Source organism: Brachybacterium sp. P6-10-X1 (assembly GCF_001969445.1).
Classification (GTDB): Bacteria; Actinomycetota; Actinomycetes; order Actinomycetales; family Dermabacteraceae; genus Brachybacterium.
This window is the reverse complement of the sequence record NZ_CP017297.1, coordinates 3,203,313-3,227,260: the sequence shown is the minus strand read 5'-3', so window position 1 is coordinate 3,227,260 and position 23,948 is coordinate 3,203,313. Positions and strand designations below refer to the sequence as shown.

Below are 23,948 nucleotides of genomic sequence, written 5' to 3'. Positions count from 1 at the left end.
GGTCAGCTCCTCGGAGTGGGGGCGGCGGCGAGCACGGGCGCGATGGCACGGTCGCGGGCGACGGGCCGGTCCGCGACCTCGACGAGGTCGCGCAGCCGGGTGGCCTGCCCGTCCGAGGCGTATTCGGCCTCGATGAGCGCGCGGGCGGCGTCGGTCAGGCGGCGCCGCGCGGGGCCCGCCGCGATCGCGTCGCGCAGCGCGGTGGCGAGCGCGGCGGTGTCGTCGCTGCGGATCAGCCAGCCGGTCTCCCCGCTGCGCACCACCTCGGCGACCGCGGTGACGTCGGCGGCGACGCAGGGGATGCCGCTGGCCATCGCCTCGAGCAGCACGGTGGGCAGCCCGTCCGCGTTGCCGTCCTCGGCGATCACGAAGGGGGCGGCGAACAGGTCCGCCTCCTGCAGCAGGGTGCGCACCTCCTCCTGGGTGCGGGGGCCCAGCAGCTGCACGGACTCCTCGAGGCCGTGGGTCTCGATCCGCTCTGTGAGCGTCTCCTGCAACGGGCCGTCGCCGACGATCTCGGCGCTCACCGCGATCCCCGCCTCGCGCAGCGCGGCGACGGCGTCGATCAGGTGCACGAAGCCCTTCTTCTCGACCAGACGGCCGACGGCGAGGATGCGCGGCACGGTCCGGATCTCGGGCCGCGGCAGATACGGGAACCGTCCCAGCTCGAGTCCGTTGCGCACCAGGTGCAGGCGCTCCACCGCCGCGTCGCCGAAGCGCTCGCGCAGATGATCGAGGTTGTAGCGGCTGATGGTGATCGCGTGGTGGGCGTCGCGCAGCTTGCGGGCGAGGTCCTCGTCCCGGACGTCGCGGTGGAAGATGTCCTTGGCGTGCGCCGTGAAGGAATAGGGCACGCCGGCCAGACGCCCGGCGAGGCGGGCCACGGTGGTGGCCATCGAGGCGAAGTGCGCGTGCAGATGGGTGACGCCGTGCTCGCGGGCGAGACGGGCCACCGTGATCGACTGTTCGGCCTCGTCGGCCTCCACCGCGACCATCTCCTCCAGGCTCGACGCGAGGCCGTCGGCGATCTGCGGGTCTGCCATGGCCTCGCGCCAGGTCTCCCAGAGCCGACGGGGGCTGGAGGAGCGCCCGATCGGGATCACGGGGGCCTGGACCCGTGCCAGCTCGGGGTGGAAGCGGGCGTCGGTCGGGGGGCGCAGCGAGAAGATGACGATCTCCTCCCCGGCGGCTTCGCGGGCCAGGATCTCGGAGACGATGAAGGTCTCGGAGAAGCGCGGGTACATCTTCAGCACGTAGCCGATGCGGCGGGGCTGCTCAGACAGCATGGATGCTCACCTCAGCGGGGGTCGGGGCGGCGGCCCGGAGCAGGGCTGCGGCCAGAGGGGGGACGACGACCAGGCCGTCGAGGTCGAGGCCGTCGCGGACGGTGCGGCCGGTGACGGCGCGGCGCCACCAGGCGGTGATGTCGTCGGCGGCGATGTCGGTGATCTGCCGGGTCTCGAGGGCGCCGACGGCGGCCAGGGCCAGGGCGCGGCGCGGCTGCTCCTGACGGCGGCGGCTGCGGGGCACCACGAGCGCGGGGGTGTCGGTGACCAGCAGCTCGGCGACCGTGTTGTAGCCGCCCATGCACACCACGGCGGAGGCTCCGGCGATCAGCTCCGGCACGTCGGGGGCGCTGCGGGCCACCGTGGTGCGCTCATCGGCGATCTCCTGCAGCCCGGCGATCTCCTCGGGGGCCATCTGGGGGCCGGTGATCAGCAGGTGACGGTGGCCGGCGGGCAGTTCTGCGGCCACGGCCAATCGGGCGAGCTCCCCGCCGTCGGAGCCGCCGCCGAGCACCGTCAGCACGTACGGCGGCACCGGAGCGACGGGGGCCCGGCCGGGGGCGGAGGGACGCGCGGCGGGTCGGCCGTGAGCGAGGTACCCGGTGGCGGTGGCGAGCTCGGCGAGCGGCCGCGGCAGTTCCCCGGTGCGACGGGGGTCGTAGACGAGTTCGTCGCCATAGACCCACACCGCATCGAGGTGGCGGGCCACGTGCTCGGCGCCGCCGAGCCGGTCCCACTCCGCGACGGCCACGCGCGGGGCATCCAGGACCTCGCGCAGGCCGAGCACGGCACGGCCGCCGCGGGCGTGCTGGTGGCGCAGCACGGGCAGCAGTTCCCCGTCGATGCCGAAGGGGTGGCGGTCGATGATCAGCAGGTCGGGGCGAAGTGCGGCGAGCGCGGCGTCGATGGTGGCGCTGCGCAGGTCACGCAGGGCGGCGGCGTCGGTGCCGAGGCGGCGCGGAGCGTAGCCGTCACCGCGACGGGTCAGGCCCGGCAGCACCAGCCAGTCCCAGCCCTCGGGGAGCGGATCGCGGCCGGCGTCCGGGTGCCCGGCGATCAGCAGTCCGCGCACGGGGGTACCGGTCAGCGCCGGGAGGTGCTCGGCCAGCGTGTAGGCGAGCGCCCGATTGCGGCGGGCGTGGCCGAGTCCCACGGAGTCGTGGGAGTACAGCGCGATCGTGGTGGCCGCCATGGCTCATCCACCTCCTGTGTGCTCGATGAACACCAGGAGAATGACAAGAGGCCATGAGGGGACGATGAGCCGTCGATGAGGACTTTCTCAGACGCGTCGGTCCGGCGCCGGGCGACACCCGCGCCGCGGAGGGAGGTCGACATCGCGGACCCGCTTTCTCGCGCTGCCCCGGGAGCTCACCGGTCCGGCCGACGGACCCCGCGGGGCTCGGACAGTGGCCCCAGCCTCACCCTCCCGGGTGACGGGGAGGTGGCCGCACGGTGGAGTGCGGACGAGGGTCCCGCGACGTCTCGGGTCAGGTGCCGTCGGCCTCTCGCGTCAGGGGCCGTCGTCCGCCGCTCGCGTCAGACGCCTTCCCCCTGACTCCGCAGCCAGCGCGCGAGGCGGGAGTCCGGATCCGCGGCCAGGGTCGACGGGGCGCCGTCCTCGCGGATCTGCCCGGCCTCGAACCAGAGCACGCGGTCCAGGGTGGAGACGGTCTCGGGGTCACGGCTGCTGACGATCGCGGTCCGACCCTCCCCGAGGGTCGCCAGGGCCGCCATCACGGGGTGACGCTCAGCGACGGAGAGGTCCGCATCGGCGGCCTCGAGCACGACGATCGGGGCATCGCGCAGCAGCGCCCGGGCGATCGCGACCCGGCGTCGCTGCCCGTCGGACAGCACGTCCCCGCGTCGTCGCAGGACGGTGTCGAAGCCGGCCTCGAGCCGGGCGATGACGTCGTCGATGCCGGCGCGACGGGCGGCCTGCTCGACCTCGGCGTCGCTCGCCTCGGGGCGGCCGACGCGGATGTTCTCCCGCACCGTGTCGGTGAAGAGCACCGGTTCGCGCTGGACGACGGCGATCTGGCGGCGCAGGTCGGCCAGGGACAGGGTGCGCGTGTCGAAGCGGTCGAGCAGCACCCGGCCGGTGTCGGGCTGGTCGAAGCGCAGCAGGTAGGAGATCAGTGCCGCCGCCTCGGCCCCGGTGCCGTCCAGCAGGGCGACGTGCTGGCCGCGCGGGACCACCAGGGAGACGGTCTCGAACAGCGGCCCGCCGGTCCCGCCCGCGGTGTCGACGGCGGAGAACACGATCTCCCCGCCGACGCGGCCGACCCCCTGGGTGCGCTCCGGATCGGTGATCCCGGCCCGACGGTCGAGCAGCTCGGCGATGCGGCGCCCGGCCTCCGGGGCCGGCCGCAGGGCCCCGGTGTGCTCGAGCAGCTCGCGCAGTACCAGGATCATGATCAGGAGATCGGCGAGGACGAGCACGACGTCGCCGGGGGTCATGGTGCCGTCCGCGACCCGCGCCCCGCCCAGGAGCAGGGTCGCCAGGACGCCGGCACCGGCGATGACCTGGGTGGCCAGCTGGAGCAGGGAATCGGTGCGGCGCGCCCGGGTCAGGGCGCGGCCGTCCCGCTCCCCGGCCTCGGCGAGCCCGCGCTCGGCGCGGGACTCCAGGCCGTAGGACTGGATGGTGCCGGTCGCGGCGACCAGCTCGTCGGCGGTCTCGGCGAGCAGACGCGCCTCGGTCCGGGCCCTCAGCCGGGCCGCGCGGCGGCGACGCAGCACGAGCGTGGCGACCAGCGCCTGGACCGTTCCGGTCACCACCAGCACCAGCGCCGCCAACGGCGCGGCGATCACCGTGATGATCAGCAGGGACAGCAGGGTCAGGGCACCGGCGGCGACGCGGGGGCCGGCATGGGCGAGCACATCGCGCAGCGTGGCCACGTCGTCGATCAGCGGCCGCACCGCCTCCGGCTCGCTCGCGCCGTCGCGGCGCGACGGGACGGAGGCGGGGTCATCGGCCTGCGGAGTCAGGGAATGGAAGTGCCCGAGCAGTCGGGTGCGCAGGTCGGTGGCGATGCGGGTGCCGACCCGGCCGAGGGCGGCGAGCGCTGTGAACCGGGTCGCGACCTGCACCAGCAGCAGCACGCCGAAGACGATGGCGCTGATCGTCAGCGTTCGGTCCGGGTCGGGGATGCCGGCGAGGGCGGGCAGGTCCGCGCCGGTGGAGGCGACCGCGGCGTCGAGGGCGTACTTCAGCGGGAAGGGCAGGGCGATCAGCATCCACACGCTCAACAGCAGGGCCGAGCCGCCGGTGATCAGCGCCGCACGATGGGTGCGCAGCGAGGGGCCGAGGACCTGCACGACCGGCTGCAGCGGCCCGCCGGGCGCGGGCTCGTCGGCGAGGGCCTCGGCAGCGGAGGTGCCGGCGGCGGGATCGTCGGCGGACGCCTCGGGCGCCGGGCCGTCGGCAGGCGCGAACGCCGTCGAGGATCCCGGGGCGGGGACGGACGCGGAACCGGATCCGGGCGCCGGGATCGTCGGCGCGGGGTCGGGCGCGTCCGGGACGCGCGGCCCGGACGTGCTCGTCGCGCCGACCGGCGCTGCGGTATCCGTCGTCGAACGCGGCTCCGCGGCAGGGGTCCGCCCGCTCCCCGGTGCTGTCGCGTCCGTCGAGGACCACCCCGGGAGCAGTGACTCCCGCGCCCAGCCGTGCTTCTTGGCCCGCGGCGACATCGTGACCGGCACCGGGAAGGCCCGCACACGCTCGCTGTCGACCCCCGGGGGATCCCGGTCCGGATCGTCCGGGTGCTCGGCGTCGTCGGCGCCGGATGCGGGATCTGCGGGGGCCGACGGCGCGTCCTGGACCCACGCGTCCTCGGGCGGCGCCGGCTGCTCGGCACGGAGCTGCGACGAGCGGGCGGCGGCGTCTCCGGCGGGATCGCCCGACGGGATCCCCTCGGCGGGATCACCCGGGGCGACGTCCTGGGTGGGATCGTCCGGAGTGGGGGCGGAGCTCATCGGCGGGCCACCTTCGGGGCGGGCGCGGGCAGCACGCGGCGGGAGGTGACGGCGGGAGCGGGGTGCAGCAGCTCGGAAGGCATAAGGTTCCTGGTCGGCGGTGAGTCGGCCTGGCAGGGCAGCGACGGGCGATACGGCCAGTGTGTCACCACCCGGGCGCTCGCCGAGATGCCCGCCCCTGGAGCTGCATCAGCGAGGCCCGTCGGCGTCGTGCGGTGCTGCGCGTCAGCGGGCGAGCAGCTCCTCGGTGCTGGTGCCGGGCAGCGAGATGGTCACCGGCGTGCCCCACGGGTCCGTGACGCTCACGGAGCGGCCGTCGTCGGCGAACTGGCTGCGAGCCGCCGTCAGACGGCCGGTCAACGCGTCGAGGTCGTCGCGGCCGGGGACGGTGATGGCGACGTCGGCCAGGCCGAGGCTGGTGGCGCGCGGGCCGGCGCCGCGGCTGTTCCAGCTGTTCATGGCGACGTGGTGATGGTAACCGCCGGCCGCCGCGAACAGAGCGCCGGGGTGGGTGCCGACGGTGGTCTCGAAGCCGAGGGTCTCGACGTAGAACGCCCGCGCGGCGTCGACGTCGCCGACCTGCAGGTGGACGTGGCCGACGATGCCGGGGCGCAGACCTGGGCTGGTGGCGACGTCGTCGGTCAGGTGCCTGCGCAGGTACTCGTCGGGATCGAGGAACAGGGTGTCCATGGCGACCTGACCGCCGGACCAGGTCCACTGATCGCGAGGGCGGTCCCGGTACAGCTCGATGCCGTTGCCCTCGGGGTCGGCGAAGTAGAAGGCCTCGGAGACCAGGTGGTCGCTGCTGCCGACGAAGCGGGAGCGGGGGTCCTGGGCGGCGCGCAGCACGGTGCCGGCGAGGGACGCCTGGTCCTCGAAGAGGAAGGCCGTGTGGAACAGTCCCGCCTGGCGGGGATCGACGGCAGGCAGACCGGGCGTGGCGACCAGGCGCACGAAGGGCACGGCGCCGCGGCCGAGGACGCGGTGGACCTCGCCGTCCACGCGGGCCTTCTCCTCGATCGGGGCCAGCGCCAGGGCGTTCTCGTAGTAGGAGCTCATGAGCTCGAGGTCGCCGACGTGGAGGGTCACGGCATCCATGGCGAGGTCGGCGGAGAGGTGCTGGCCGTCCGTCGCGCCGGAGTCGCCGGGCACGGTCAGGGGCGAGGCGGTCATGGGGCGATCCCTTCGATCGATGTCGTCCCGCCCATCATGCCTCCGCTTCGATGAACTTTCAATCATCATGTGAGGAACCCCCTCCCCCGGCCGGGCGTTCGCCACGAGCGCTCGAGCGGCCACGAGGCCCGGCTCCTCGCCACGACCGCGGGGCTGCGGTCGGGCGGTTCAGTCCCCGTACGCGCGCAGCGCCACGAGGTGCGCCGACGGTGCTCCGTTCGTGTCCTCGACCACGACACGCAGGGAGGCGGTGTGCACCGGACGCTCGAAGGGGAAGCTCCGGTGGCGTTCGCGGTTCTCCTCGAGCCGCGCGATCTCCTGCCACTGCGCGCCGACGAGCGCCTCCAGGCGGGCTGTGCGCACCAGGGTCCGCATCGTGTCGCCCGGGGTGCGGTGGTGGTGCAGGTTGATGAGGTCCTCGTTCACGTCGTCGTCGAGCACGAGGTCGATCGTCGCGATCTCCTGCGGGGCCGACCAGCTGAGCTGCAGCCAGGGCTGCGGGTCCTCGGCGGCGTCGGCGGAGACCCACAGGGCGGGACCGCCGTAGGGCCGTGCATAGCCGCCGACCGCCTGCTCGGGGCCGAACGCGCGGGTCGGGGCGGTCGCGCGGAAGCAGATGCCGGTCCCGTGCAGGGTCTCCTTCCAGGACCGCCACTGCTCGGGGCTCTCCTCCCCCGGCGGCAGATCCCGGTGCCTCATCGTGACGGTCCCCGGCTCTGCCCGCTCGCCCTGATGGACCTCGAGCAGGGGGTTCCTCCGCAGCACGACGACCGCGTTCTGGGCGCCGTCGGGCTCCCAGCCCAGCTCGGCCCGCGCCCAGGACCGTCCCCGGCGGACCGGCACCACGACGCTGCGCTCGCGGGCCGCGGGCAGGTAGTTCTGCGGCTTGCCCACGCTGTGCAGCTCGACGAGGAGCTCGGTGTCCTCGGCGGCGTCGACCAGGATCTCCACCTCGGCCAGCATCGGATCGACCGGCAGCACGAGAGCGAGGTCGTGGTCCAGGGCGATCCGCCGGGTGCTCCGCGTCGAGGCGAGCGTCGACTTGCGGGAGGACGAGCTCACCTCGGCGGCGAGCGCGAGGTTCGCCGGGTCGTCGTCGACGACGCCGAGCAGCGAGGCGTCGGCGCGCACCATCGCCCGGTGCAGCTCGGGCAGGTGATCGGCGGCGAGGGAACGAGGGCCCACCCCGAGCCGGCCCGCGACCGCGGCACCGATGCCGGCGGCTTCGCCGAGGACGCCGCAGGTGGCCATCACCCGGGTGCTCCCGAACGCGACGTGGCTGGCGCTGATGTCGCGGCCGGCCATCCACAGGTTCGAGACGTTGCGGGAGTACAGCGCGCGCACCGGGATGTGGTAGTTGCCGTCGGGGTGCCAGTGCCGCGACCCCTTCTCACTGGCGTACACCCCGCCGACGGGGTGGAGGTCGATCGACCAGCCGCCGAAACCGATCCGGTCCTCGAACTCCGTCTGCCCGAGCACGTCGCCCTGGGTGAGGACGTGGTCGCCGACGAATCGACGGTACTCGCGCTTGCCGGGCACCGCGCCCACCCACTCGAGGCTGAGCGTGTCCGCGTCGTACTGCCCGGAGTTCTTGATGTGGTCCCAGAGTCCGTAGCAGACCGCCTGCAGCTCATCGCGGATCCGCTCGTTCTCGTGAACGACGTCGAGGTCGCCGCCCCATTCGATCCACCAGAAGTCGCAGCCGTTCATGGTCTCGCGGATCACCCGGTTCTGCGGGATCGAGGTGGCCGCGATGTCGACCGCGAAGGGCGGGGCGACGAACTTCTGCGGGTGCCCGACGTCCTTGGTGTAGAACAGGATCGTCGATCCGAGCATGTCCTCCCCCGGCCGCTCCGGGGCCCAGGACTCCCCGAACGTCTCGCGCGGCTCGCTGCCCCGCATGGACTCCGCCCCGGCCAGGTGCCCGAGCAAGCCGTCGCCGCTGCAGTCGATGAAGGTCCCGCCGCGGAAGGTGATCCTCCGCTCGGAGCCGCTCATCCATCCCGTGGCCGACCGGATCTCGCGCGCGTCGGCGGGACCGTCGGCCGCGACCTCGGAGACCTCGGTGTTCAAGAACAGCTCGATGCCGTGCTCCGCGCGGACCTTCTCGAGCAGCAGCAGGTCCCAGTAGTACGGGTTCCCGTCGGGGTTGCGGAACTGGTTCTCGACGTACAGCTCGCCCATGATCCCGGTCTCGCGCGCGAACAGATGGATGCCGTGCGCCGTGGCGCCGCAGACCCATACCCGCACCTCGCTCGAGGAGTTCCCCCCGAGGACGGGCCGGTTCTGGACCAGCGCGACCCTGCTGCCCTGCCGTGCGGCTCCGATCGCCGCACAGACGCCGGCGAGGCCTCCTCCCACCACGACGATGTCGGTGGTGACGGTTTCGGTGAGCATGGGGGTCCTTCCTGCAGGGGTGATGAGCGAGGTCAGCGGTCGGTGTCGCGCGGCGGGGCCGACAGGTGCGGCTCGAGGGTCCCGTCGTCCACGAAGCGCATGGTGGGGTCGGCGGAGCGCCGCTGTGCCACGAGCAGCCAGAGCATGCTGGTCAGCAGGGTGTCGCTGGCGCGGCCGGCGAAATGCTGCGTCCACACGGAGCCGTTCCGGATACCGGTGTACACAGCGATGTCGACCGCCTGATCGAGCGCGGAACCTGGCGCCCCGTGGACCGCGATCGTGGTCGTGCCGGCCCGCGCGGCGTCCCGGACCAGCCGCAGCGCGGTCTCGTCGTCGCCGGAGCGGTTGAGCACCAGGACCACATCGCGCGCGGTGAGAGTGCGCGCGACCAGGTCGAGCGTGTGCGGTCCGGTCTCGTGGCACCACACCGCGACACCGATCCGTTGGAGTCTCAGATACAGCTCCCGCACGGCGATGGAGTCCCCCCACTCCCCGTGCAGATGCACCCGCTCGGCGCCGGTGATCGCCTCCGCCGCGCGCTCGACCTGCACCAGGTCGATGACTGCGGCGGCGTCGCGGAGCGCGCGGGCCGCGGTGCCGGCCAGGATGTCCAGCACGTCCTGGGACGTGTCCGCCGGGGTGATCGCCGTGCCGATGTCCCGCTCCCACCCGGACTGGGCGGCCCGGCCGTTGTCGAGCGCGATCGCTGCCCTCAGGGCCGGGAACCCCGCATATCCGAGCTTGCGTGCGAACCGGGAGACAGCTGCGGGCGAGATCCGGGCAGCTGCGGCAACAGTGGTGATCGAGGAGTCCCCGGCGCCGAGCGGATCGGCGAGGATCGTCTCGGCGATCCGCCGATCGCCCGGGTTGAGCCCGGGCAGGCCTTCGCGAAGGCGCTGCAGGGCCGAGGGCGCGGTGGTGTCGGCGGGAGTGCTCATCGGGTGCTCGTCCTTGTGCGTTCTCGGGGGCTGCTGGCGTCGAAGGCAGGCCATGGGCCTGCTGCCTCGATCGACGTCCAGTGTGCTCGAGGCGGTCGGGGCCCGCGGATCACTTCAGGGCGCTCTCGGTCATCGCGCGCACGAACCGGCGCTGGAAGACCAGGAACACCAGCAGGATCGGGACGATCGAGATGACCGACGCCGCCATCGAGAGACCGGCGGCCATCGCCCCGTTCTCGTCGGTGAAGCTGGTCAGCCCCACGGGGAGGGTGTAGTTCTCCGGGCTCGAGAGGAAGACCAGAGGGGTCTCGTAGTCGTTCCAGGACCAGACGAAGGTGAGGATCGCCAGAGCACTGATCATCGACATGGCGTTGGGAAGGTAGATCCGGAAGAAGATCTGGAACTCGCTCGCACCGTCGATCCGCGCCGCCTCGGCGAACTCCTCCGGCTGGGAGACGAAGTACTGGCGCATCAGGAAGGTTCCCAGCACGGTGAACATGCCCGGCAGGATCAGCGCCCACAGCGTGTCGTACAGGCTGAGCTTCTCGAAGTACACGAAGCGCGGGACCAGCAGCAGCTGCGCCGGGATCAGGGACGTGGCGAGGTAGGCGATGAACACCTTTCCGCGCCCGGGGAAGCGGAGCTTGGCGAAGGCGTACCCCGCCAGGGTCGCGGTGCTCAGCTCGCCGAGCACGCGGAGCACGGCGACGAACACGGAGTTCCCGAAGGGGACGAGGATCGAGTTCTCCCCGAACAGGACCTCCGTGTAGTTCTCCCAGCGCGGCTCGTCGGGGATCCACTGCATGGGAATCCGGAAAGCTTCCAGATCCGGCTTCAGGGACGTGGAGATCATCCAGGCGAAGGGCAGCAGGAACAGCAGCGCGAGGAGCCACAGCGGGATGCCCCAGGCCCATCGGCGCACGCGGTCGCGGCGCGCACGCAGCGCCTGCCGCTCGTCCATGCCGACGCCGGGTCCGGGGCCCACGCTCCGTCCGGGGCCCGTGCCGGGGCCGGGGCCTCCGGCTCCGCGCCCCGCCTGCCCGCTCCGGTCGGTTCTCGTCGCGTCAGTCATGCAGCGCCCTCCCTCGCTGGGCTCGCCACATCAGCATCATGATGGCGAAGATGCCGATGAAGGTCACCAGGCCCACCGCGGAGGCGTAGCCGAACCGGTAGAACTGGAAACTGGTCTGATACATGTAGAACGACAGCGTGGTGGTGGAGCTCCCGGGACCGCCGTTCGTGATCAGGGCGATCATGCCGAAGGTCTGCGAGATCCCGACGAACAGCGTGACCAGCAGGAACACGGTGGTGGGGAGCAGGGACGGCCAGGTGATCGCGCGGAACGACGCCCAGGGCCCGGCGCCGTCGATGCGAGCCGCCTCGTACAGCTGGACGGGAGCGTCCTGCAGCGCGGAGAGGTAGATGAGGTTCGCGTACCCGGCCTGGGACCAGATCGTCACCAGGATCAGGGCGGGCAGGGCCCAGTGCGAGGAGGCGAACCATTGCGGCAGGTTCTCCGCCCCGAGGAAGCCGAGGAACTGGTTGACCAGGCCGGCCCCCGGATCCAGGAGCATCTGCCAGGTCATGCCGATCGCGACGATGTTCACGATGTACGGGACGAAGAAGGCGGCGCGCAGCAGGCCTCGGCCCGGGAGGTCGCGGTTCAGCGCCAGGGCGAGCGCGAGGCCCACCACGAGGGTCAGCGGCACGGCGACCCCGGCGTACAGGATCGTGATCACGAGGCTGCGCCAGAAGGTCGGGTCCCGGAACACGGCGATGAAGTTGTCCAGGCCCACGAACTCGATGCCGGCGATGCCCGACACCAGGTTCCACTGGGTGAAGGAGAGCAGCACCACCGAGATCAGCGGGACGAAGGTGAATGCCAGGACGCCGAGGAGGTTCGGCGCGATGAAGAGCCATCCCACGTACGGCGACGGCTCCGACGGCGCCCGTCCCCGTCGTCGCGGTCGGTCGCCCCCGGTCCCGCCCGGCTCCTCGGCCGCCCTGATGCTCGTGTCGACGGTCGCCATGTCAGTCCTCCTCGAACCGGTCGATGAGTGCCTGGGCGTTCTTGTCGACGGTGTCGATGGCCTTGGCCGGGGTGCGTTCGAGGAGCCAGCACACATCGCGCTGCTGCTCGTACTTCTGGGTGATCTCGGTGTACGCGGTCAGCTCGGTGTCCAGGTGCATCCTCGGCTCGTCCTCGAAGAGGGTCCGTCGGAAGGAGTCGACGTCGAAGAACTCCTCCGCGTCCTCGCCGAGGATCCCGGCCAGCAGCTGCTCGTCGTCGACGTCGCCCAGCAGGGAGATGTAGCCGGCATGGACCAGGTCCTCGGCCCCCTCCAGCAGCCAGAACTTGCAGAACTCCCAGGCCAGCTCCTGCTTGGGGCTCTTCGAGTTGATCTGGATGAAGGCTCCGTACTCCCCGGTGTTCCACTCATGTCCATCCAGCGTCGGCACCGGCGCGGCGGCGACCGTGAAGTCGTGGGGGTACTCCTCCTGGTCGGTGAGGAACCGCAGGGAGTAGGGGGCCGTGGTCCACAGTCCGAAGTCCTCGGCGATGAAATTGTTCTGCTGGTACGCCTCGAGCTGACGGGCCAGGGCCTGTGACCAGGGATAGAGCACGCCGTCGCGGATCAGCTCCGCGGCCAGGTCGAAGTGGCGCAGGAACGCGGGGTGGGAGAAGTTGGAGTCGCCCTCCGGGGTGTACCGATAGTTCGGCCCGAGCTCGATGCGGGCGAGGTCGGGCAGCAGATAGGTGCCGTACTTCCCGTCGCCGGCGAGCGCCCGGATGGCCTCGAGATACTCCTCGACGGTCCATGTCGTGGGCAGCTCGATCCCCGCGCGCTCCCTGAGAGTCTCGTTGAACAGCACCATCTGCGGGATCCGGGTCGTCGCCAGCGCCGTGATCTCGTCCCCGTCGATGAGGGCCTTCGGATCCTCTGTGTCCAGGAAGATCTCCAGCTCAGGGGTGGCCCGTACGAGATCGCCGACGTCGGCGGCCAGGCCGGAATCGACGCGCATGGTGAGGTTCGGGACGCCGTAGGTGAAGAAGACGTCGATGTCGACGCCGCCCTGGAGCGCCGTGTTCACCTTGAGGTTCCCCCGGTCGTCGTTGACGTAACGGGTGTAGGTGACGTGGGTGCCCGGGTACCGCTCGTGGAACTTGTCGATCAGCGCCTGGGGGCCGCTCTCGGCCGGGATGCCACCCCAGACCTGCAGGGTGTCCATGTCCTTCGCCGCGGTGGACGAGCAGCCGGCGACGGCGGCTGCTCCCGCAGCGGCTCCGAGCGCACCGGCGAACCGCCGACGACTCAGGGAGCGTCCGGATGCGAGGGGCATGCGAGATCCTTCCGACGCGGCGGTGCGTGGGTCGAGGTCCGGAGACGGTGCACAACTTTTGCATCAGCATCGCCACTCGTCAACCCTTGATGCACATCTTGTGTAGCCCTATCGTGAAGCGACTCCGCGGTCGGGCACCGCACTGGGCCGGCCCGACCAGGCCCGACCTGACCCGACCCGACCCGACCCGACCCGACCCGACCCGACCCGACCCGAGAGGATGCCCGATGGAGCCGCCGACCGACCGGGCACCCGAGGCAGTCCCGCCCCCGGACAGCCCCGCCCCCACCGGACCCGATGGGTTCGACGAGTTCTGGCAGGCGACGATCGCGGAGCACGCGGGCCGCGGCGTCGCCCGCCTCGAGACGGTGACCACTCCCCTGCGCGGCATCGTCGTCCAGGACGTGACCTTCCGCGGGTTCGACGGGCACCCCGTGAAGGGATGGTTGCTGACCCCCGCCCACGGCGGATCGCGCGGGACCGTGGTCCAGTTCCTCGGCAACAACACCGGTCGCGGACTGCCCGAGCAGTGGACGGTGCTGCCGAGCGCCGGGTACACGACATTCGTGATGGACAACCGCGGCCAGTCCGGCCCCGCCTCGGTGGGCGACACCCCGGACCCCGTGGGCAGCGGTCCACAGATCGTCGGCCGCATGACGATGGGGATCCACCGCCCGGAGTCCTACTACTACCGCCGCCTGTTCGTCGATGCCGTGTGCGCGATCGGCGCCGTCCGCCGTCTGGAGACGCCCGGGACCGAGCACGTCTTCGTGGCCGGCGGGAGCCAGGGTGGCGCCACCGCTCTGGCCGCCGCGGCGCTCTGCGAAGGGATCGCGGGCGCTCTCATCGAGGTGCCGCTGCTGTGCGACATTCCTCGCGCGGTGGACACGGCCACGGAAGGACCGTTCCGCCAGATCCGCGACTACCTGCGCACCCGGCGCGGGGACGAGGAGGCGGTCTTCGCCTCCCTGTCGTTCTTCGACGGGGTGCACTTCGCCTCCCGTGCCCGGGCTCCCGCCCTGTTCGCCGTCGGCCTGCAGGATCCGGTGTGCCCGCCCCAGGGCGTCATGGCCGCCTACGAGGCCTACGCGGGCGCCGGGAAGATCCTGCGCACCTACCCGTACGACGGGCATGAGCACGGCCAGTGGCAGCACAGACGTCTCCAGCTGGAGTTCCTGGAGCACCACACCGGGGGCCGCTGAGGACCGGGCCGCCGCCCCCGCGCCGGACGGGCGAGGCCCGACGCGATCAGTCCCGAACGGCGGCGCGGGCGCGGTGGGCACCCTCGAGCTCGGCGGCGCGGGAGCGCACTGCGGCACGCTGGGTGGGATCGGCGGCGACGGAGCGGACCACCCACGCCAGCGCGACGGCGGCGTCGTCCATCAGCCGGTACCCCTCCGCGCTCGCGGCGTGCCCGGCGAACTCCCGGGTGTGCAGGGCGGCCTCCGCGCCGGTGATGCCGACGAATGGGTGCAGCCCCGGCACCCGTCGGGACACGTTGCCCATGTCGGTCGAGGCATTGCTGACGCCGAGCGAGCCGGCCAGGGGACGGCCGAGCGCCGCCATCGCCTCGTTCCACGCGGTGCCGAGCACCTCGTCCTGATCCAACGGCTCGTAGACGGGCTCGGAGGGGTCGATCGCGAGCTCGAACTCGGGCATCGTCAGCGCACGGCACTCGAGGTCGACCACCGCGGTCTCGGGGACGATGTTGGTGACACCGGATTGCTGCGGGACCAGGGCCAGACGCTGGCCGTCCTTGATCCGCTGGCGCAGCAGACCGGCGGCGACCTGTGCGATCACCGCGGCGTCGTTCGCATTGATCCCGTCGGCCGGATGGGCGGCGGCGTGCGCGCCGCGACCGGTGTAGGTGGCACGCCAGCGGCCGACGGCCTGGCTGGCCGAGCCCAGCACGTCATAGGTGTCGGTGTGCGGCGTGGGGTGGGCCATGAGTGCGAGGTGGACGCCGTCGAAGACGCCCCTGTCGATCAGCAGCTGTTTGCCACCGCCGTGCTCCTCGGCCGGGGTGCCGATGACCTGCAGCGTCACGTCCAACTCGTCGACGAGGTCCGCCAGGGCGAGGGCCGCGCCGAGCGAGGAGCCGGCGATGATGTTGTGCCCGCAGCCATGACCGATGCCGGGCAGCGCGTCGTACTCCACGCACAGCGCGGCGACCAGGGAGCCGGAGCCGATGGTGGCACGGAAGGCGGTGGGCAGCTCGGCGAGGCCGCGCTCGAGGATGAAACCGGACCCCTGGAGCAGGTCCGCGCACCGGTCGTGGGCCCGGTGCTCCGCGAAGGCGAGCTCGGGGTCGGCGTGGATCGCTCGGGCGACGGCGTGGACGCGGTCGCGGTGCGCGCGGTAGGCGGCGGCGATCGTGTCCTGCTGGGGGTCAGGAGGCGGCTGAGCGGCGTCGATGATCACAGGCCGATCCTGTCACGGCAGGCGTCGACGCGGCGCGCTCCCCCGGAGCGGTGCCAGGCAGCCGTGCCACGCAGAAGTGCCGCGCAGCAGCGCCACGCTGCAGCGCCACGATGAATCGACCGCCGCGCGCGGGAGCGTCGGCCGCGGCCCCGTTACTGGCCGGAGCGAAGCAGGGGCGGGACCAGGGCGGTGCCTGCGCCGGCGCCGTACAGGCGGGCGGGACGGCCGCCGGTGGGGGCCGCGTGCTTGTCCAGCTCGAGGAGGAATCCGTCCGTGCGGGTGGCCTTGCGGTGGAAGTTGCCGGCGTCCAGCGTCGTGCCCCACACGCTCTCGTAGACCCCGCGCAGCTGGGAGATCGTGAACTCCTCGGGCAGGAAGGTGACGGCGAGGGTCGTGTACTCGAGCTTGGCGCGGGCGCGCTCGACGGCGCAGCCCAGCACGTCGGCGTGGTCGAAGGCGAGCTCGATCTCGGTCAGGTCGTCCACGCTCCACCAGCGGGCGTCGGCGACGTCCTCGCCGCGCTCCGGATCCGGCAGATCCGCACCCAGGGCCATGAACGCCACCGAGACGACGCGGCCGCGCGGGTCGCGGTGCGGGGTCCCGAAGGTGCGCACCTGCTCCAGGTGCACGGCGCCGCTGCCGAGGGAGGCCTCGTCGGACAGCACGCGGTAGGCGGCGTCCTCGAGATCTTCCTCGTACTCGATGAATCCGCCCGGGAGCGCCCAGGCACCGCGGTGCGGTTCGTCGTCGCGCCGGACCAGCAGCACGTTGAGGGCATCGTCCCGCAGGGTCAGGACGATGAGGTCGACGGCGACGCGGATGTCTTCGACGGAGGAGGCCATGGGGTCACCCTAGAACTGGTTATGGTCACGGTGACTCCTGGTGCAGTGCGGGTCACAGCATCACGCCGTGCGGCATCCCTCACAGCGCGGACGACCTGGGGCGTCACCGGTCGGTGACCTGTCACTCAGCAGGTCGGTCACCGTGCGGGCTCGCCACGGCGATGACCTGCCCCGCCGCGCAGAGGATGGGCCCGCCGCACCGAGGACCTGTCACTCGGCGATCCAGCGCGCCCACTTCTCCGGTCGGTGCTCGGCCTCGATGAGGCGCACGGTGCCCGAGGTGGAGCGCATGACGATCGACTCGGTGATGATGCGACCGCCCTCGTAGCGCACCCCGCGCACGAGGTCCCCGTCGGTGATTCCGGTGGCGGTGAAGTAGCAGTTGTCCGAGGTGACCAGATCGGAGGTGGTCAGCACCCGATCCAGATCGTGGCCGGCGTCGAGCGCCTTCTGCCGCTCCGCGTCGTCGATCGGGGCGAGGCGCCCCTGGATCATCCCGCCGGTCGCCTTCACCGCGCAGGCGGCGATGATGCCCTCCGGGGTGCCGCCGGTGCCCAGCAGCATGTCCACGCCGGCCCCGCGGGCCGCCGCGATCGCCCCGGCGACGTCTCCGTCCATGATGAACTTGACCCGCGCACCGGCCTCCCGGATCTCCGCCACCAACGGCTCGTGGCGCGGACGCTCCAGCACGCACACGGTGACCTGGCTGATGGGCTTGCCCTTGGCCTTCGCGACCAGGGCGATGTTCTGAGCGACCGGCAGGCGCAGGTCGACGAACTCGGCGGCCTCGGCCCCCACCACCATCTTCTCCATGTAGAACACGGCCGAGGGGTCGTACATGCTGCCCTTCTCGGCGACGGCGAAGACCGACAGGGCGTTGTTGTACCCGAGCGCGGTCAGCCGGGTGCCGTCGATGGGGTCGACGGCCACGTCGACGTGGGGGCCGGAGCCGTCGCCGACGCTCTCGCCGTTGAACAGCATCGGCGCCTCGTCCTTCTCCCCCTCGCCGATGACGACGGTGCCGTCCATCCGCACGGTATCCATGAAGGAGCGCATGGCGTCGACCGCGGCGCCGTCGGCCGTGTTCTTGTCCCCGGCTCCGACCCAGCGGGCCCCGGCGATGGCGGCCGCCTCGGTGACGCGCACCAGTTCGAGGGCGAGGTTGCGGTCGGGAGCGGTCGAGGGGTCGGAAGGAGTCGAGGTGCTGGAAGGAGTGGTCATGAGGGCCTCCGTCATCGTCGTCGGGGTCGTGGTGCCTCGCTGGTGCGGGCCGGTGGTTCGGCTGGACAGGTCGGTGGCTCGGCTGGGTAGGTCGATAGCTCGGCTGGGCAGGTCGATTGGTTCGGCGGTTCGGCGGAGCGGATCAGTGGTTCGGCTGGGCAGGTCGGCGGTTCGGGTGGGCGGATCAGTGGCCTGACCGGGCGCGGTGATGCCGTGCGGGTTCGTCGGACTCTACCCGGCGGACAGGTAGGGCCGAGGAAACAGCAGGTGAACGGCGCCTCGGGTCGCCGCCCAGACCGGTCCGGGCGCGACACGGGGCACTCGACATCGTTCGCAGGGACCCCGACCGCTCGCATCCGGTGGAGCTATACGAGCAGGCTCCGCCGTATAAGGCGGAGCCTGCTCGTATGACGCCAGTGGACGCGACGGGCACCGGTGAACTCGCTGAAGGGTGAACTCGCTGCAGGGAGGAGAACTCGCGTCACGGGAGAGACCCCGGAGCGGTCAGACGGTGACGGCGTCCTTCTCGCCGGCGGTGAGGCGGTCCTTGATCCCGCCGCGCAGGGCGAGGAACAGGGCGATCAGCCCGACGGCAAGGAGCATGTGGCCGAGCCCTGCGATGCCGGGGATGGCGGCGCTGGTGGTCGTCGGGTCCTGGCCGTCGAGGGTGAGGATGCCGCGCACGGCCTGCATCGCCACGGTGACCACGAGACCCACGTTGTAGGTCCAGAAGAAGACCGTGAAGGAGCGCCGACCGGTCAGGGAGAAGATCGCGTCCAGCGCCAGGATCAGCAGGAACATGACCATGCCGAGGACGAGCAGATGGGTGTGGAGGGTGTTCAGCTGGGTGTGCGTCCCGACGTTGTCGGTGGCTTTGACGAACTCCCGATAGAAGAGTCCGGAGGCGAGTCCGAGGAGGATGTAGGCGAAGGCGGTGTTCAGCAGTCGTGTCATGTCTTCGACTCTAGGAATCATGCATGACCAGGGGATCAACCGAATGATGGAGTGTGGTGGTGGTCCGTGCCACCACGGAGACCGCTGCCCCTCGCGACCCCACGGAGACCGCGGCCCCTCGCGACCCCATGGCGGCCGCGGTCAGCTCGGGACAGGAACGCGGCTCTCTGCCGGGGCACGGACGGCGCGCAGGTGCCAGGCCCACAGCGCCGTGCCCACCACGGCGAAGCCGAGTGCGGTGAGAGCGAGGACCTGAAGACTCGAGGTCACCAGCGGAGCGACCACACCGGCCAGCAGCGCGTTGAGCACGAGGCCGAAGAAGGTGCCCAGCGAGGCGGCGGCACCGCGCTCATGGGGGAACAGGTCCAGCACCTCCAGTTGGATCGGGGCGAACAGCAGCGCCACCGAGAAGGCGATCAGCATCGGCCCGACCACGGCCAGCAGCAGCGACCAGCTGAGTCCGCCGGTGAACGTCGGCGCGATGCTGACCAGCGCCAGGTTCAGGCCGGTCGAGAGCACGGTGCCGACGAAGCCGAAGCTGATCAGGCGCGCGCGGTCCATCACGTCCGCGGCGCGACCCACCAGCCAGGCGCCGGAGGTCATGCCGAGGATCAACGGCAGGAACAGCACCCAGAAGTCCTGCTCCCCCAGGCCCAGCAGGCGCACCACCACGATCGACGCGCCGGCGATGAACACGAACTGGGAGGCGAAGCCGAAGGCCGAGGCGGCAGCCACCCGCAGCATCACCGGGGAGCGTCCCACGTGCAGCAGGGACCCCAGCAGCGCTCCCACGCGCAAGGGGGTGCGGGCCTCGCGCGGCAGCGTCTCCGGCAATCGGGTGGCCGCCAGCAGCACCATCAGTCCGTACAGGCCCACCCCCGTGAACACCCACCGCCAGTCCCCCAGCAGCAGGAGCCAGCCGCCCAGGATCGGCGCGATCGCGGGAGCGACCGAGAAGATCATCATCACCCGGGCCATCAGGCGCTGGGCCTCGGTCCCGGAGAACATGTCACGGATGACCACGCGGGAGACGATGGTGGCCGCGCCGGCGCTCATCCCCTGCAGCACGCGCATCAGGATCAGACTGCCGAGCGTGGGGGCGAGCACGCTGCCGAGCATGCCGATCAGGTAGATCACCAGCCCGCCGATCATGACCTTCTTGCGGCCCAGCGCGTCCGAGAGGGGACCGTGGAAGATCGACATGATCGCGAAGGCGGCGAGGTAGGCGGAGACCAGCTGCTGGAGGGCGACCGTATCGCTGCCGAACTCCGCGCCGATGCGCGTGAAGGCCGGGAAGACGGTGTCGATGCTGAACGGCCCGATCATCGCCAACGAGGCGAGGGTCAACGTGATCCGGGCTCCTGCCGTCTCACGGTGCGGCGTGACGGGCGGGACGTGGGAGGAGGGGTAGGGCGTGGTCACCGGGTCCAGCCTAAGCAGAGGCAGGCAGGAGAGCATCCTCGTCCCGAAGGGTGGAAAGCGCTCGCGCGGAGGTGCGCTCCGTCTGCCGCCGGGCATAGGCTCGTCCCCGCACCGTCGTACCGCGACGACGCCGCGCCCGGTCCCGGCGACCAGGTCCCCGCGACACCCCCAGCGATCTGAGGTCATCCCATGAAGCATCTCGCCATGCCGCACACCGATATCTCCGCGCCGAACGTCGTGCTCGGGCTGATGCGCATCGCCGAGAAGTCCGACGACGAGATCCGCACCCTGGTGCGCACCGCCAGGGACGCCGGTATCGACTTCCTCGACCACGCCGACATCTACGGCGGTTCCGCGCACCGCTGCGAGGAGCGCTTCGCCCAGGCCCTGCAGCTGACGCCCTCCGAGCGGGATCAGGTGACGATCCAGACCAAGGCCGGGATCGTCCCCGAGGGTCCGTACTTCGATTACTCCTACGAGCACCTCATCGAGTCCGTCGAGGGGTCGCTGAGAGCCCTGCAGACCGACCGCATCGACATCCTGCTGCTGCACCGGCCCGACGCGCTGGTCGAGCCCGAGGAGGTCGCCCGTGCCTTCGACGAGCTGCACGCGAGCGGCAAGGTGCGCCACTTCGGTGTTTCCAACCACACCCCGCGCCAGATCGACCTGCTGGCGAAACATCTGAATCAGCCGATCGTCGCCAACCAGCTGCAGCTGTCGATCACGCACTCCACCTTCGTCGCCCAGGGCATCGCGGCGAACATGCAGGGCACCGACCAGGCGATCGTCCGCGACGGCGGCGGGATCCTGGACTACTGCCGCCTCCACGACATCACGGTCCAGGCGTGGTCGCCGTTCCAGGCGAAGTTCTTCGACGGCGTGTTCCTGGGCCATCCGGACTATGCGGAGCTCAACGCCGTCATCGACCGCCTGGCCGCACGGTACGAGGTCTCCCCCGAGGCGATCGCGACGGCGTGGATCACCCGCCATCCGGCCCAGATGCAGGTGGTCCTCGGCACCACCACCCCGCAACGGGTGACCGATTCCGCCGCCGGCTCCGAGATCCCTCTGACCCGGCCCGAGTGGTACGAGCTGTTCCGCGCGGCCGGGTGGATCGTGCCCTGAGCCGCGGCACCGCCTGACCACCGGCCCGCCAGGCACCGCGCGGCAACCTCTACCGTGAACTGCGCCGACCGGCAAGGATGGGACGGAGACCCTTTCACCCACGTGCCGCACCGCAGCGGCGAGGAGGCGCAGCACATGGCCCAGCGACGTATCGGTCTGGTCGGCTACGGGGACGTGTCCGTCGTCCACGTCGGAGCGATCGAGGCGATCGACGGCCTCGAGCTCGTCGGCATCGCCGACCGCGATCCCGCAGCCCGGGGCCGGGCCGCTGCCGAGACCGGTCTGCCCACGTATCCCACCGTCGAGGAGCTCATCGACGCGCTGGGACCGGACTGCGTTCATGTGACCACCCCGCACGACCAGCACGTCGGCCCCTCGCTGGCGGCGCTCGAGCGCGGGGTGCACGTGCTCCAGGAGAAGCCGCTCGCCCATACCCTCGCCGAGGGCTCCCGCCTGGTGGACGCGCTCGGCGCGGTGACCGCACCGCGGGCCGACGGCGGTGCGGGCGCGCCGAAGATCGGCATCTGCTTCCAGAACCGCTACAACCGGGCCGGCCAGGAGCTGGCGCGCCTGCTCGCGAGCGGACAGCTCGGCGCGGTGCAGGGCGCGTGGGCCTCGGTGGTGTGGAGCCGCACCGGCGACTACTACGCGGCCAAGCCGTGGCGCGGCCGGTGGGAGAACGCCGGGGGTGGGCTGCTGATCAACCAGGCGATCCATACCCTGGACCTGGTGCAGTGGTTGATCGGTCCGGTCGAGCGCACCGAGGGGCTGGTCTCCCAGAAGAAGTTCGCCTCGGTCACCGAGGTGGAGGACACGGCGGATCTGGTGCTCCACCACGCCTCGGGAGTGACCACCACCTTCTACGCCACGCTCACGGCGCCGGTGGCGCGCCCGGTCGAGTTCGAGGTGGCCACCGAGAACGCCTACCTCGAGGTGCGGTCCGGGCGCGGCGGCGGGCTCACCGTGCGCTGGGCCGACGGCCGCGTGGACACCTACTCCGACCGGGTCGCGACCGCAGGGGGCCGGGCCTACTGGGGCGTCTCCCACGAGGAGCTGATCCGCGACTTCTACGCCTCCCTGGACGGCCCCGACCCGTTCTGGATCGGTCCCGGCGAGGCCATGGCCTCGCTCGAGATCCTCAAGGACGCCTACGCCAACAGCGGCGTCGGGAACTGACGGAACGCGCCCGCCGGCCCGAGCCCGCAGGCACCGGAGGGCTCAGCAGATTCTGACGAGGCACCCGAGGCACCGCGCGACGGTGGCGTCCTCGGCCGTGAGGGCGGAGGCCGGCGACGGCGGCCGCGAGTTCGTCGTCGTCAGGGTCCCTCCTGTGGTGGGCTCGGGACCGCATCCACCCGGCGGTCTCCATCGAGACGTCACGGGCTGTCGTCCGTATGCGCCCTCACGCTGCGGTTCCGGGGGATCTTGGTGCTCCGTTCGGGGTGACCTCCGCCCCTCGGAAGGTGTTTCGATATGCCTGGGGAGAGACCCCCAGGGCCCGGTGGAACAACTGGCGCAGCGAAGCGCTCGTCCCGAATCCTGAGTCCGAGGCGATCCGCTCGATGCTCATGTCGGAGGCCTCCAGCAGCTCACGTGACACCCTCGCCGCCTTCTCGAACCTGACGTCCGCCGCATGGCTGAGCACGCTGTTCACCGTCGGCGTCTCGTCGTTGGTCGGCTACTCCCTCTGGAACTCCCTTCTCTGATGCTATCCACCGGCTGCGGTCGTGCCGTACACGCCGTCAGCCGCTCCCGGGCCTCCGGCGTCCTGTGGGCGGCGCAGTCGTCCCTCACCAGGCGCAGCACCTCAGAGGGGCAGCCGCAGGAGAACTGCTCGAGAAGCGCCAGGAAATCCTGATGGCGGTGACGCTTCGTGCAGGCCGCGGTCAGGGTGCCACGTCACCCACGCAACCTGTGTCGATGCAGTGATGCTCTTCGGTGGGATACAGGGGGAACGCACCGATCCGCAGTGCGTTCCCCCTGTCCATGCGCCCCTGATCAGCCATTGAACTCCGCAGGGTGCGGGCCGGTGCGTCCGTTCCTCTCCAGTGCATCGAGCTGGGCGATCTCCGCATCATCGAGCTCGAAGCCGAAGACATCGAGGTTCGCGGCGATCCGCTCGGGCGTCACGGACTTGGGGATCACGATGTTGCCGTGCTGCAGGTGCCACCGGAGGACGATCTGAGCGGGTGAGACATCATGCGTCGAGGCCGCGGCGAGAACAGCCGGATCCTTCAGCACCGCGCCCTGCGCCAGAGGGCTCCAGGCCTCCGTGGCGATTCCCAGCCGGGTGTTCGCGGCCACCGTCTCCCGGTTCTGCAGGGCGGGGTGCAGCTCGATCTGGTTGACGGCGGGCACCGTGCCGCCCAGGGCGACCACACGCTCCAGGTGTTCCGGAAGGAAGTTCGAGACTCCGATGGCGCGTGTCAGGCCGGCGGCGGCGAGATCCTCGAATCCCTGCCAGGTGTCGAGGTAGGCGTCCGTGGCGGGGGTCGGCCAATGGATCAGGTAGAGATCCACATGATCCAGGCCGAGGCGCTCGAGGCTCGCTTCCAGCGCCACTCGCGAGGCTTCTCGACCGTGGTCCTCGATCCAGAGCTTCGTGGTGACGAAGACGTCCTCGCGCGCTACGTCGGCGGATGCCAGCGCGCGCCCGACCCCCGTCTCGTTGCCGTAGATCGCTGCGGTGTCGATGCCGCGGTACCCGCTCGCCAGGGCGCTCTCGACGGCGCCCTGGGCGTCGTCATCGGGGACCTGGAAGACGCCGAATCCGAGCTGGGGCATCTGGATGCCTGCGTTGAGGGTGATGGCGGGAATGTTTGTCGACATGGTCTTTCTCTTTCTCTTGGTGG

At 71.4% G+C, this 23,948-nt stretch carries 19 protein-coding genes; 3 read left to right on the top strand and 16 right to left on the bottom strand.

The features are described from left to right. Positions 1-2 precede the first annotated feature (2 nt). The 9 genes from BH708_RS14520 to BH708_RS14480 all read right to left on the bottom strand — a co-directional run bounded on the left by BH708_RS14520 (position 3) and on the right by BH708_RS14480 (position 13,111). Complete coding sequence (locus BH708_RS14520; protein WP_076809759.1) at positions 3-1,286, bottom strand: glycosyltransferase; 1,284 nt, start codon at positions 1,284-1,286, stop codon at positions 3-5. Next, on the bottom strand, positions 1,276-2,478 hold the full coding sequence (locus BH708_RS14515) for a glycosyltransferase family protein (protein ID WP_076809757.1): 1,203 nt from the start codon (positions 2,476-2,478) through the stop codon (positions 1,276-1,278). The genes BH708_RS14520 and BH708_RS14515 overlap by 11 nt, the downstream gene beginning before the upstream one ends. A gap of 344 nt (positions 2,479-2,822) precedes the next feature. Next, positions 2,823-5,261: an ABC transporter ATP-binding protein gene (locus BH708_RS14510; protein ID WP_076809755.1), complete on the bottom strand. Its 2,439-nt coding sequence runs from the start codon at positions 5,259-5,261 to the stop codon at positions 2,823-2,825. A 225-nt stretch (positions 5,262-5,486) separates the two neighbouring features. Next, the gene (locus BH708_RS14505; protein WP_076809753.1) at positions 5,487-6,434 is read right to left on the bottom strand and encodes a VOC family protein; all 948 of its coding nucleotides are present in this window, start codon (positions 6,432-6,434) and stop codon (positions 5,487-5,489) included. A 168-nt stretch (positions 6,435-6,602) separates the two neighbouring features. Further along, complete coding sequence (locus BH708_RS14500; protein ID WP_076809751.1) at positions 6,603-8,831, bottom strand: FAD-dependent oxidoreductase; 2,229 nt, start codon at positions 8,829-8,831, stop codon at positions 6,603-6,605. Between the two features lie 32 nt (positions 8,832-8,863). Then, a complete protein-coding gene (locus BH708_RS14495) occupies positions 8,864-9,769 on the bottom strand; it encodes a MurR/RpiR family transcriptional regulator (protein WP_076809749.1) in 906 nt (301 codons plus the stop codon). A gap of 109 nt (positions 9,770-9,878) precedes the next feature. Continuing rightward, positions 9,879-10,841, bottom strand: coding sequence for a carbohydrate ABC transporter permease (locus BH708_RS14490; protein WP_253705343.1), 963 nt, complete (start codon positions 10,839-10,841; stop codon positions 9,879-9,881). After that, complete coding sequence (locus BH708_RS14485) at positions 10,834-11,799, bottom strand: carbohydrate ABC transporter permease (RefSeq protein WP_076809748.1); 966 nt, start codon at positions 11,797-11,799, stop codon at positions 10,834-10,836. The genes BH708_RS14490 and BH708_RS14485 overlap by 8 nt, the downstream gene beginning before the upstream one ends. 1 nt (position 11,800) lies before the next feature. Beyond that, on the bottom strand, positions 11,801-13,111 hold the full coding sequence (locus BH708_RS14480) for an ABC transporter substrate-binding protein (protein WP_076809747.1): 1,311 nt from the start codon (positions 13,109-13,111) through the stop codon (positions 11,801-11,803). 227 nt (positions 13,112-13,338) lie between these two features. On the opposite strand from BH708_RS14480, the gene BH708_RS14475 reads away from it, so the two are divergent. Beyond that, positions 13,339-14,313, top strand: a complete 975-nt coding sequence (locus BH708_RS14475; protein ID WP_076809744.1) for an acetylxylan esterase — start codon at positions 13,339-13,341, stop codon at positions 14,311-14,313. Positions 14,314-14,359: 46 nt separating this feature from the next. On the opposite strand, the gene BH708_RS14470 is transcribed toward BH708_RS14475, so the two are convergent. The 5 genes from BH708_RS14470 to BH708_RS14450 all read right to left on the bottom strand — a co-directional run bounded on the left by BH708_RS14470 (position 14,360) and on the right by BH708_RS14450 (position 19,971). Beyond that, positions 14,360-15,529: a M20 family metallopeptidase gene (locus BH708_RS14470; protein ID WP_076811349.1), complete on the bottom strand. Its 1,170-nt coding sequence runs from the start codon at positions 15,527-15,529 to the stop codon at positions 14,360-14,362. Positions 15,530-15,684: 155 nt separating this feature from the next. Continuing rightward, complete coding sequence (locus BH708_RS14465) at positions 15,685-16,374, bottom strand: NUDIX domain-containing protein (protein WP_076809742.1); 690 nt, start codon at positions 16,372-16,374, stop codon at positions 15,685-15,687. A gap of 210 nt (positions 16,375-16,584) precedes the next feature. Then, positions 16,585-17,595 carry a class II fructose-bisphosphatase gene (gene glpX / locus BH708_RS14460; protein WP_083713619.1) on the bottom strand — a complete coding sequence of 337 codons (1,011 nt, stop codon included), beginning with the start codon at positions 17,593-17,595 and terminating at the stop codon, positions 16,585-16,587. 504 nt (positions 17,596-18,099) lie between these two features. Further along, positions 18,100-18,549: a DUF2871 domain-containing protein gene (locus BH708_RS14455; protein ID WP_076809737.1), complete on the bottom strand. Its 450-nt coding sequence runs from the start codon at positions 18,547-18,549 to the stop codon at positions 18,100-18,102. A 141-nt stretch (positions 18,550-18,690) separates the two neighbouring features. After that, positions 18,691-19,971, bottom strand: a complete 1,281-nt coding sequence (locus BH708_RS14450; protein WP_076809735.1) for an MFS transporter — start codon at positions 19,969-19,971, stop codon at positions 18,691-18,693. A gap of 189 nt (positions 19,972-20,160) precedes the next feature. Here BH708_RS14450 and BH708_RS14445 point away from each other — a divergent pair, with 189 nt between their 5' ends. Next, on the top strand, positions 20,161-21,096 hold the full coding sequence (locus BH708_RS14445; RefSeq protein WP_076809732.1) for an aldo/keto reductase family oxidoreductase: 936 nt from the start codon (positions 20,161-20,163) through the stop codon (positions 21,094-21,096). Positions 21,097-21,231: 135 nt separating this feature from the next. Next, a complete protein-coding gene (locus BH708_RS14440) occupies positions 21,232-22,272 on the top strand; it encodes a Gfo/Idh/MocA family protein (protein WP_076811348.1) in 1,041 nt (346 codons plus the stop codon). A gap of 226 nt (positions 22,273-22,498) precedes the next feature. On the opposite strand, the gene BH708_RS20610 is transcribed toward BH708_RS14440, so the two are convergent. Together BH708_RS20610 and BH708_RS14430 are read right to left on the bottom strand one after the other, a co-directional pair. Further along, positions 22,499-22,666: an AraC family transcriptional regulator gene (locus tag BH708_RS20610; RefSeq protein ID WP_083713616.1), complete on the bottom strand. Its 168-nt coding sequence runs from the start codon at positions 22,664-22,666 to the stop codon at positions 22,499-22,501. A 428-nt stretch (positions 22,667-23,094) separates the two neighbouring features. Then, positions 23,095-23,925 (bottom strand): aldo/keto reductase, encoded by an 831-nt coding sequence (locus BH708_RS14430; protein ID WP_076809728.1) that lies wholly within the window; start codon positions 23,923-23,925, stop codon positions 23,095-23,097. Positions 23,926-23,948: the final 23 nt, after the last annotated feature.

Excerpts from the sequence above, each read along its gene's own strand:
- BH708_RS14430 (WP_076809728.1), bottom strand. The coding sequence starts at position 23,925 with ATGTCGACAAACATTCCCGCCATCACCCTCAACGCAGGCATCCAGATG.
- BH708_RS14515 (WP_076809757.1), bottom strand. The coding sequence starts at position 2,478 with ATGGCGGCCACCACGATCGCGCTGTACTCCCACGACTCCGTGGGACTC.
- BH708_RS14475 (WP_076809744.1), top strand. The coding sequence starts at position 13,339 with ATGGAGCCGCCGACCGACCGGGCACCCGAGGCAGTCCCGCCCCCGGAC.
- BH708_RS14440 (WP_076811348.1), top strand. The coding sequence starts at position 21,232 with ATGGCCCAGCGACGTATCGGTCTGGTCGGCTACGGGGACGTGTCCGTC.
- BH708_RS14500 (WP_076809751.1), bottom strand. The coding sequence starts at position 8,831 with ATGCTCACCGAAACCGTCACCACCGACATCGTCGTGGTGGGAGGAGGC.
- BH708_RS14510 (WP_076809755.1), bottom strand. The coding sequence starts at position 5,261 with ATGAGCTCCGCCCCCACTCCGGACGATCCCACCCAGGACGTCGCCCCG.
- BH708_RS14505 (WP_076809753.1), bottom strand. The coding sequence starts at position 6,434 with ATGACCGCCTCGCCCCTGACCGTGCCCGGCGACTCCGGCGCGACGGAC.
- BH708_RS14495 (WP_076809749.1), bottom strand. The coding sequence starts at position 9,769 with ATGAGCACTCCCGCCGACACCACCGCGCCCTCGGCCCTGCAGCGCCTT.
- BH708_RS14520 (WP_076809759.1), bottom strand. The coding sequence starts at position 1,286 with ATGCTGTCTGAGCAGCCCCGCCGCATCGGCTACGTGCTGAAGATGTAC.
- BH708_RS20610 (WP_083713616.1), bottom strand. The coding sequence starts at position 22,666 with ATGAGCATCGAGCGGATCGCCTCGGACTCAGGATTCGGGACGAGCGCT.
- BH708_RS14490 (WP_253705343.1), bottom strand. The coding sequence starts at position 10,841 with ATGACTGACGCGACGAGAACCGACCGGAGCGGGCAGGCGGGGCGCGGA.
- BH708_RS14455 (WP_076809737.1), bottom strand. The coding sequence starts at position 18,549 with ATGACACGACTGCTGAACACCGCCTTCGCCTACATCCTCCTCGGACTC.
- BH708_RS14485 (WP_076809748.1), bottom strand. The coding sequence starts at position 11,799 with ATGGCGACCGTCGACACGAGCATCAGGGCGGCCGAGGAGCCGGGCGGG.
- BH708_RS14465 (WP_076809742.1), bottom strand. The coding sequence starts at position 16,374 with ATGGCCTCCTCCGTCGAAGACATCCGCGTCGCCGTCGACCTCATCGTC.
- BH708_RS14445 (WP_076809732.1), top strand. The coding sequence starts at position 20,161 with ATGAAGCATCTCGCCATGCCGCACACCGATATCTCCGCGCCGAACGTC.
- BH708_RS14480 (WP_076809747.1), bottom strand. The coding sequence starts at position 13,111 with ATGCCCCTCGCATCCGGACGCTCCCTGAGTCGTCGGCGGTTCGCCGGT.
- glpX (WP_083713619.1), bottom strand. The coding sequence starts at position 17,595 with ATGACCACTCCTTCCAGCACCTCGACTCCTTCCGACCCCTCGACCGCT.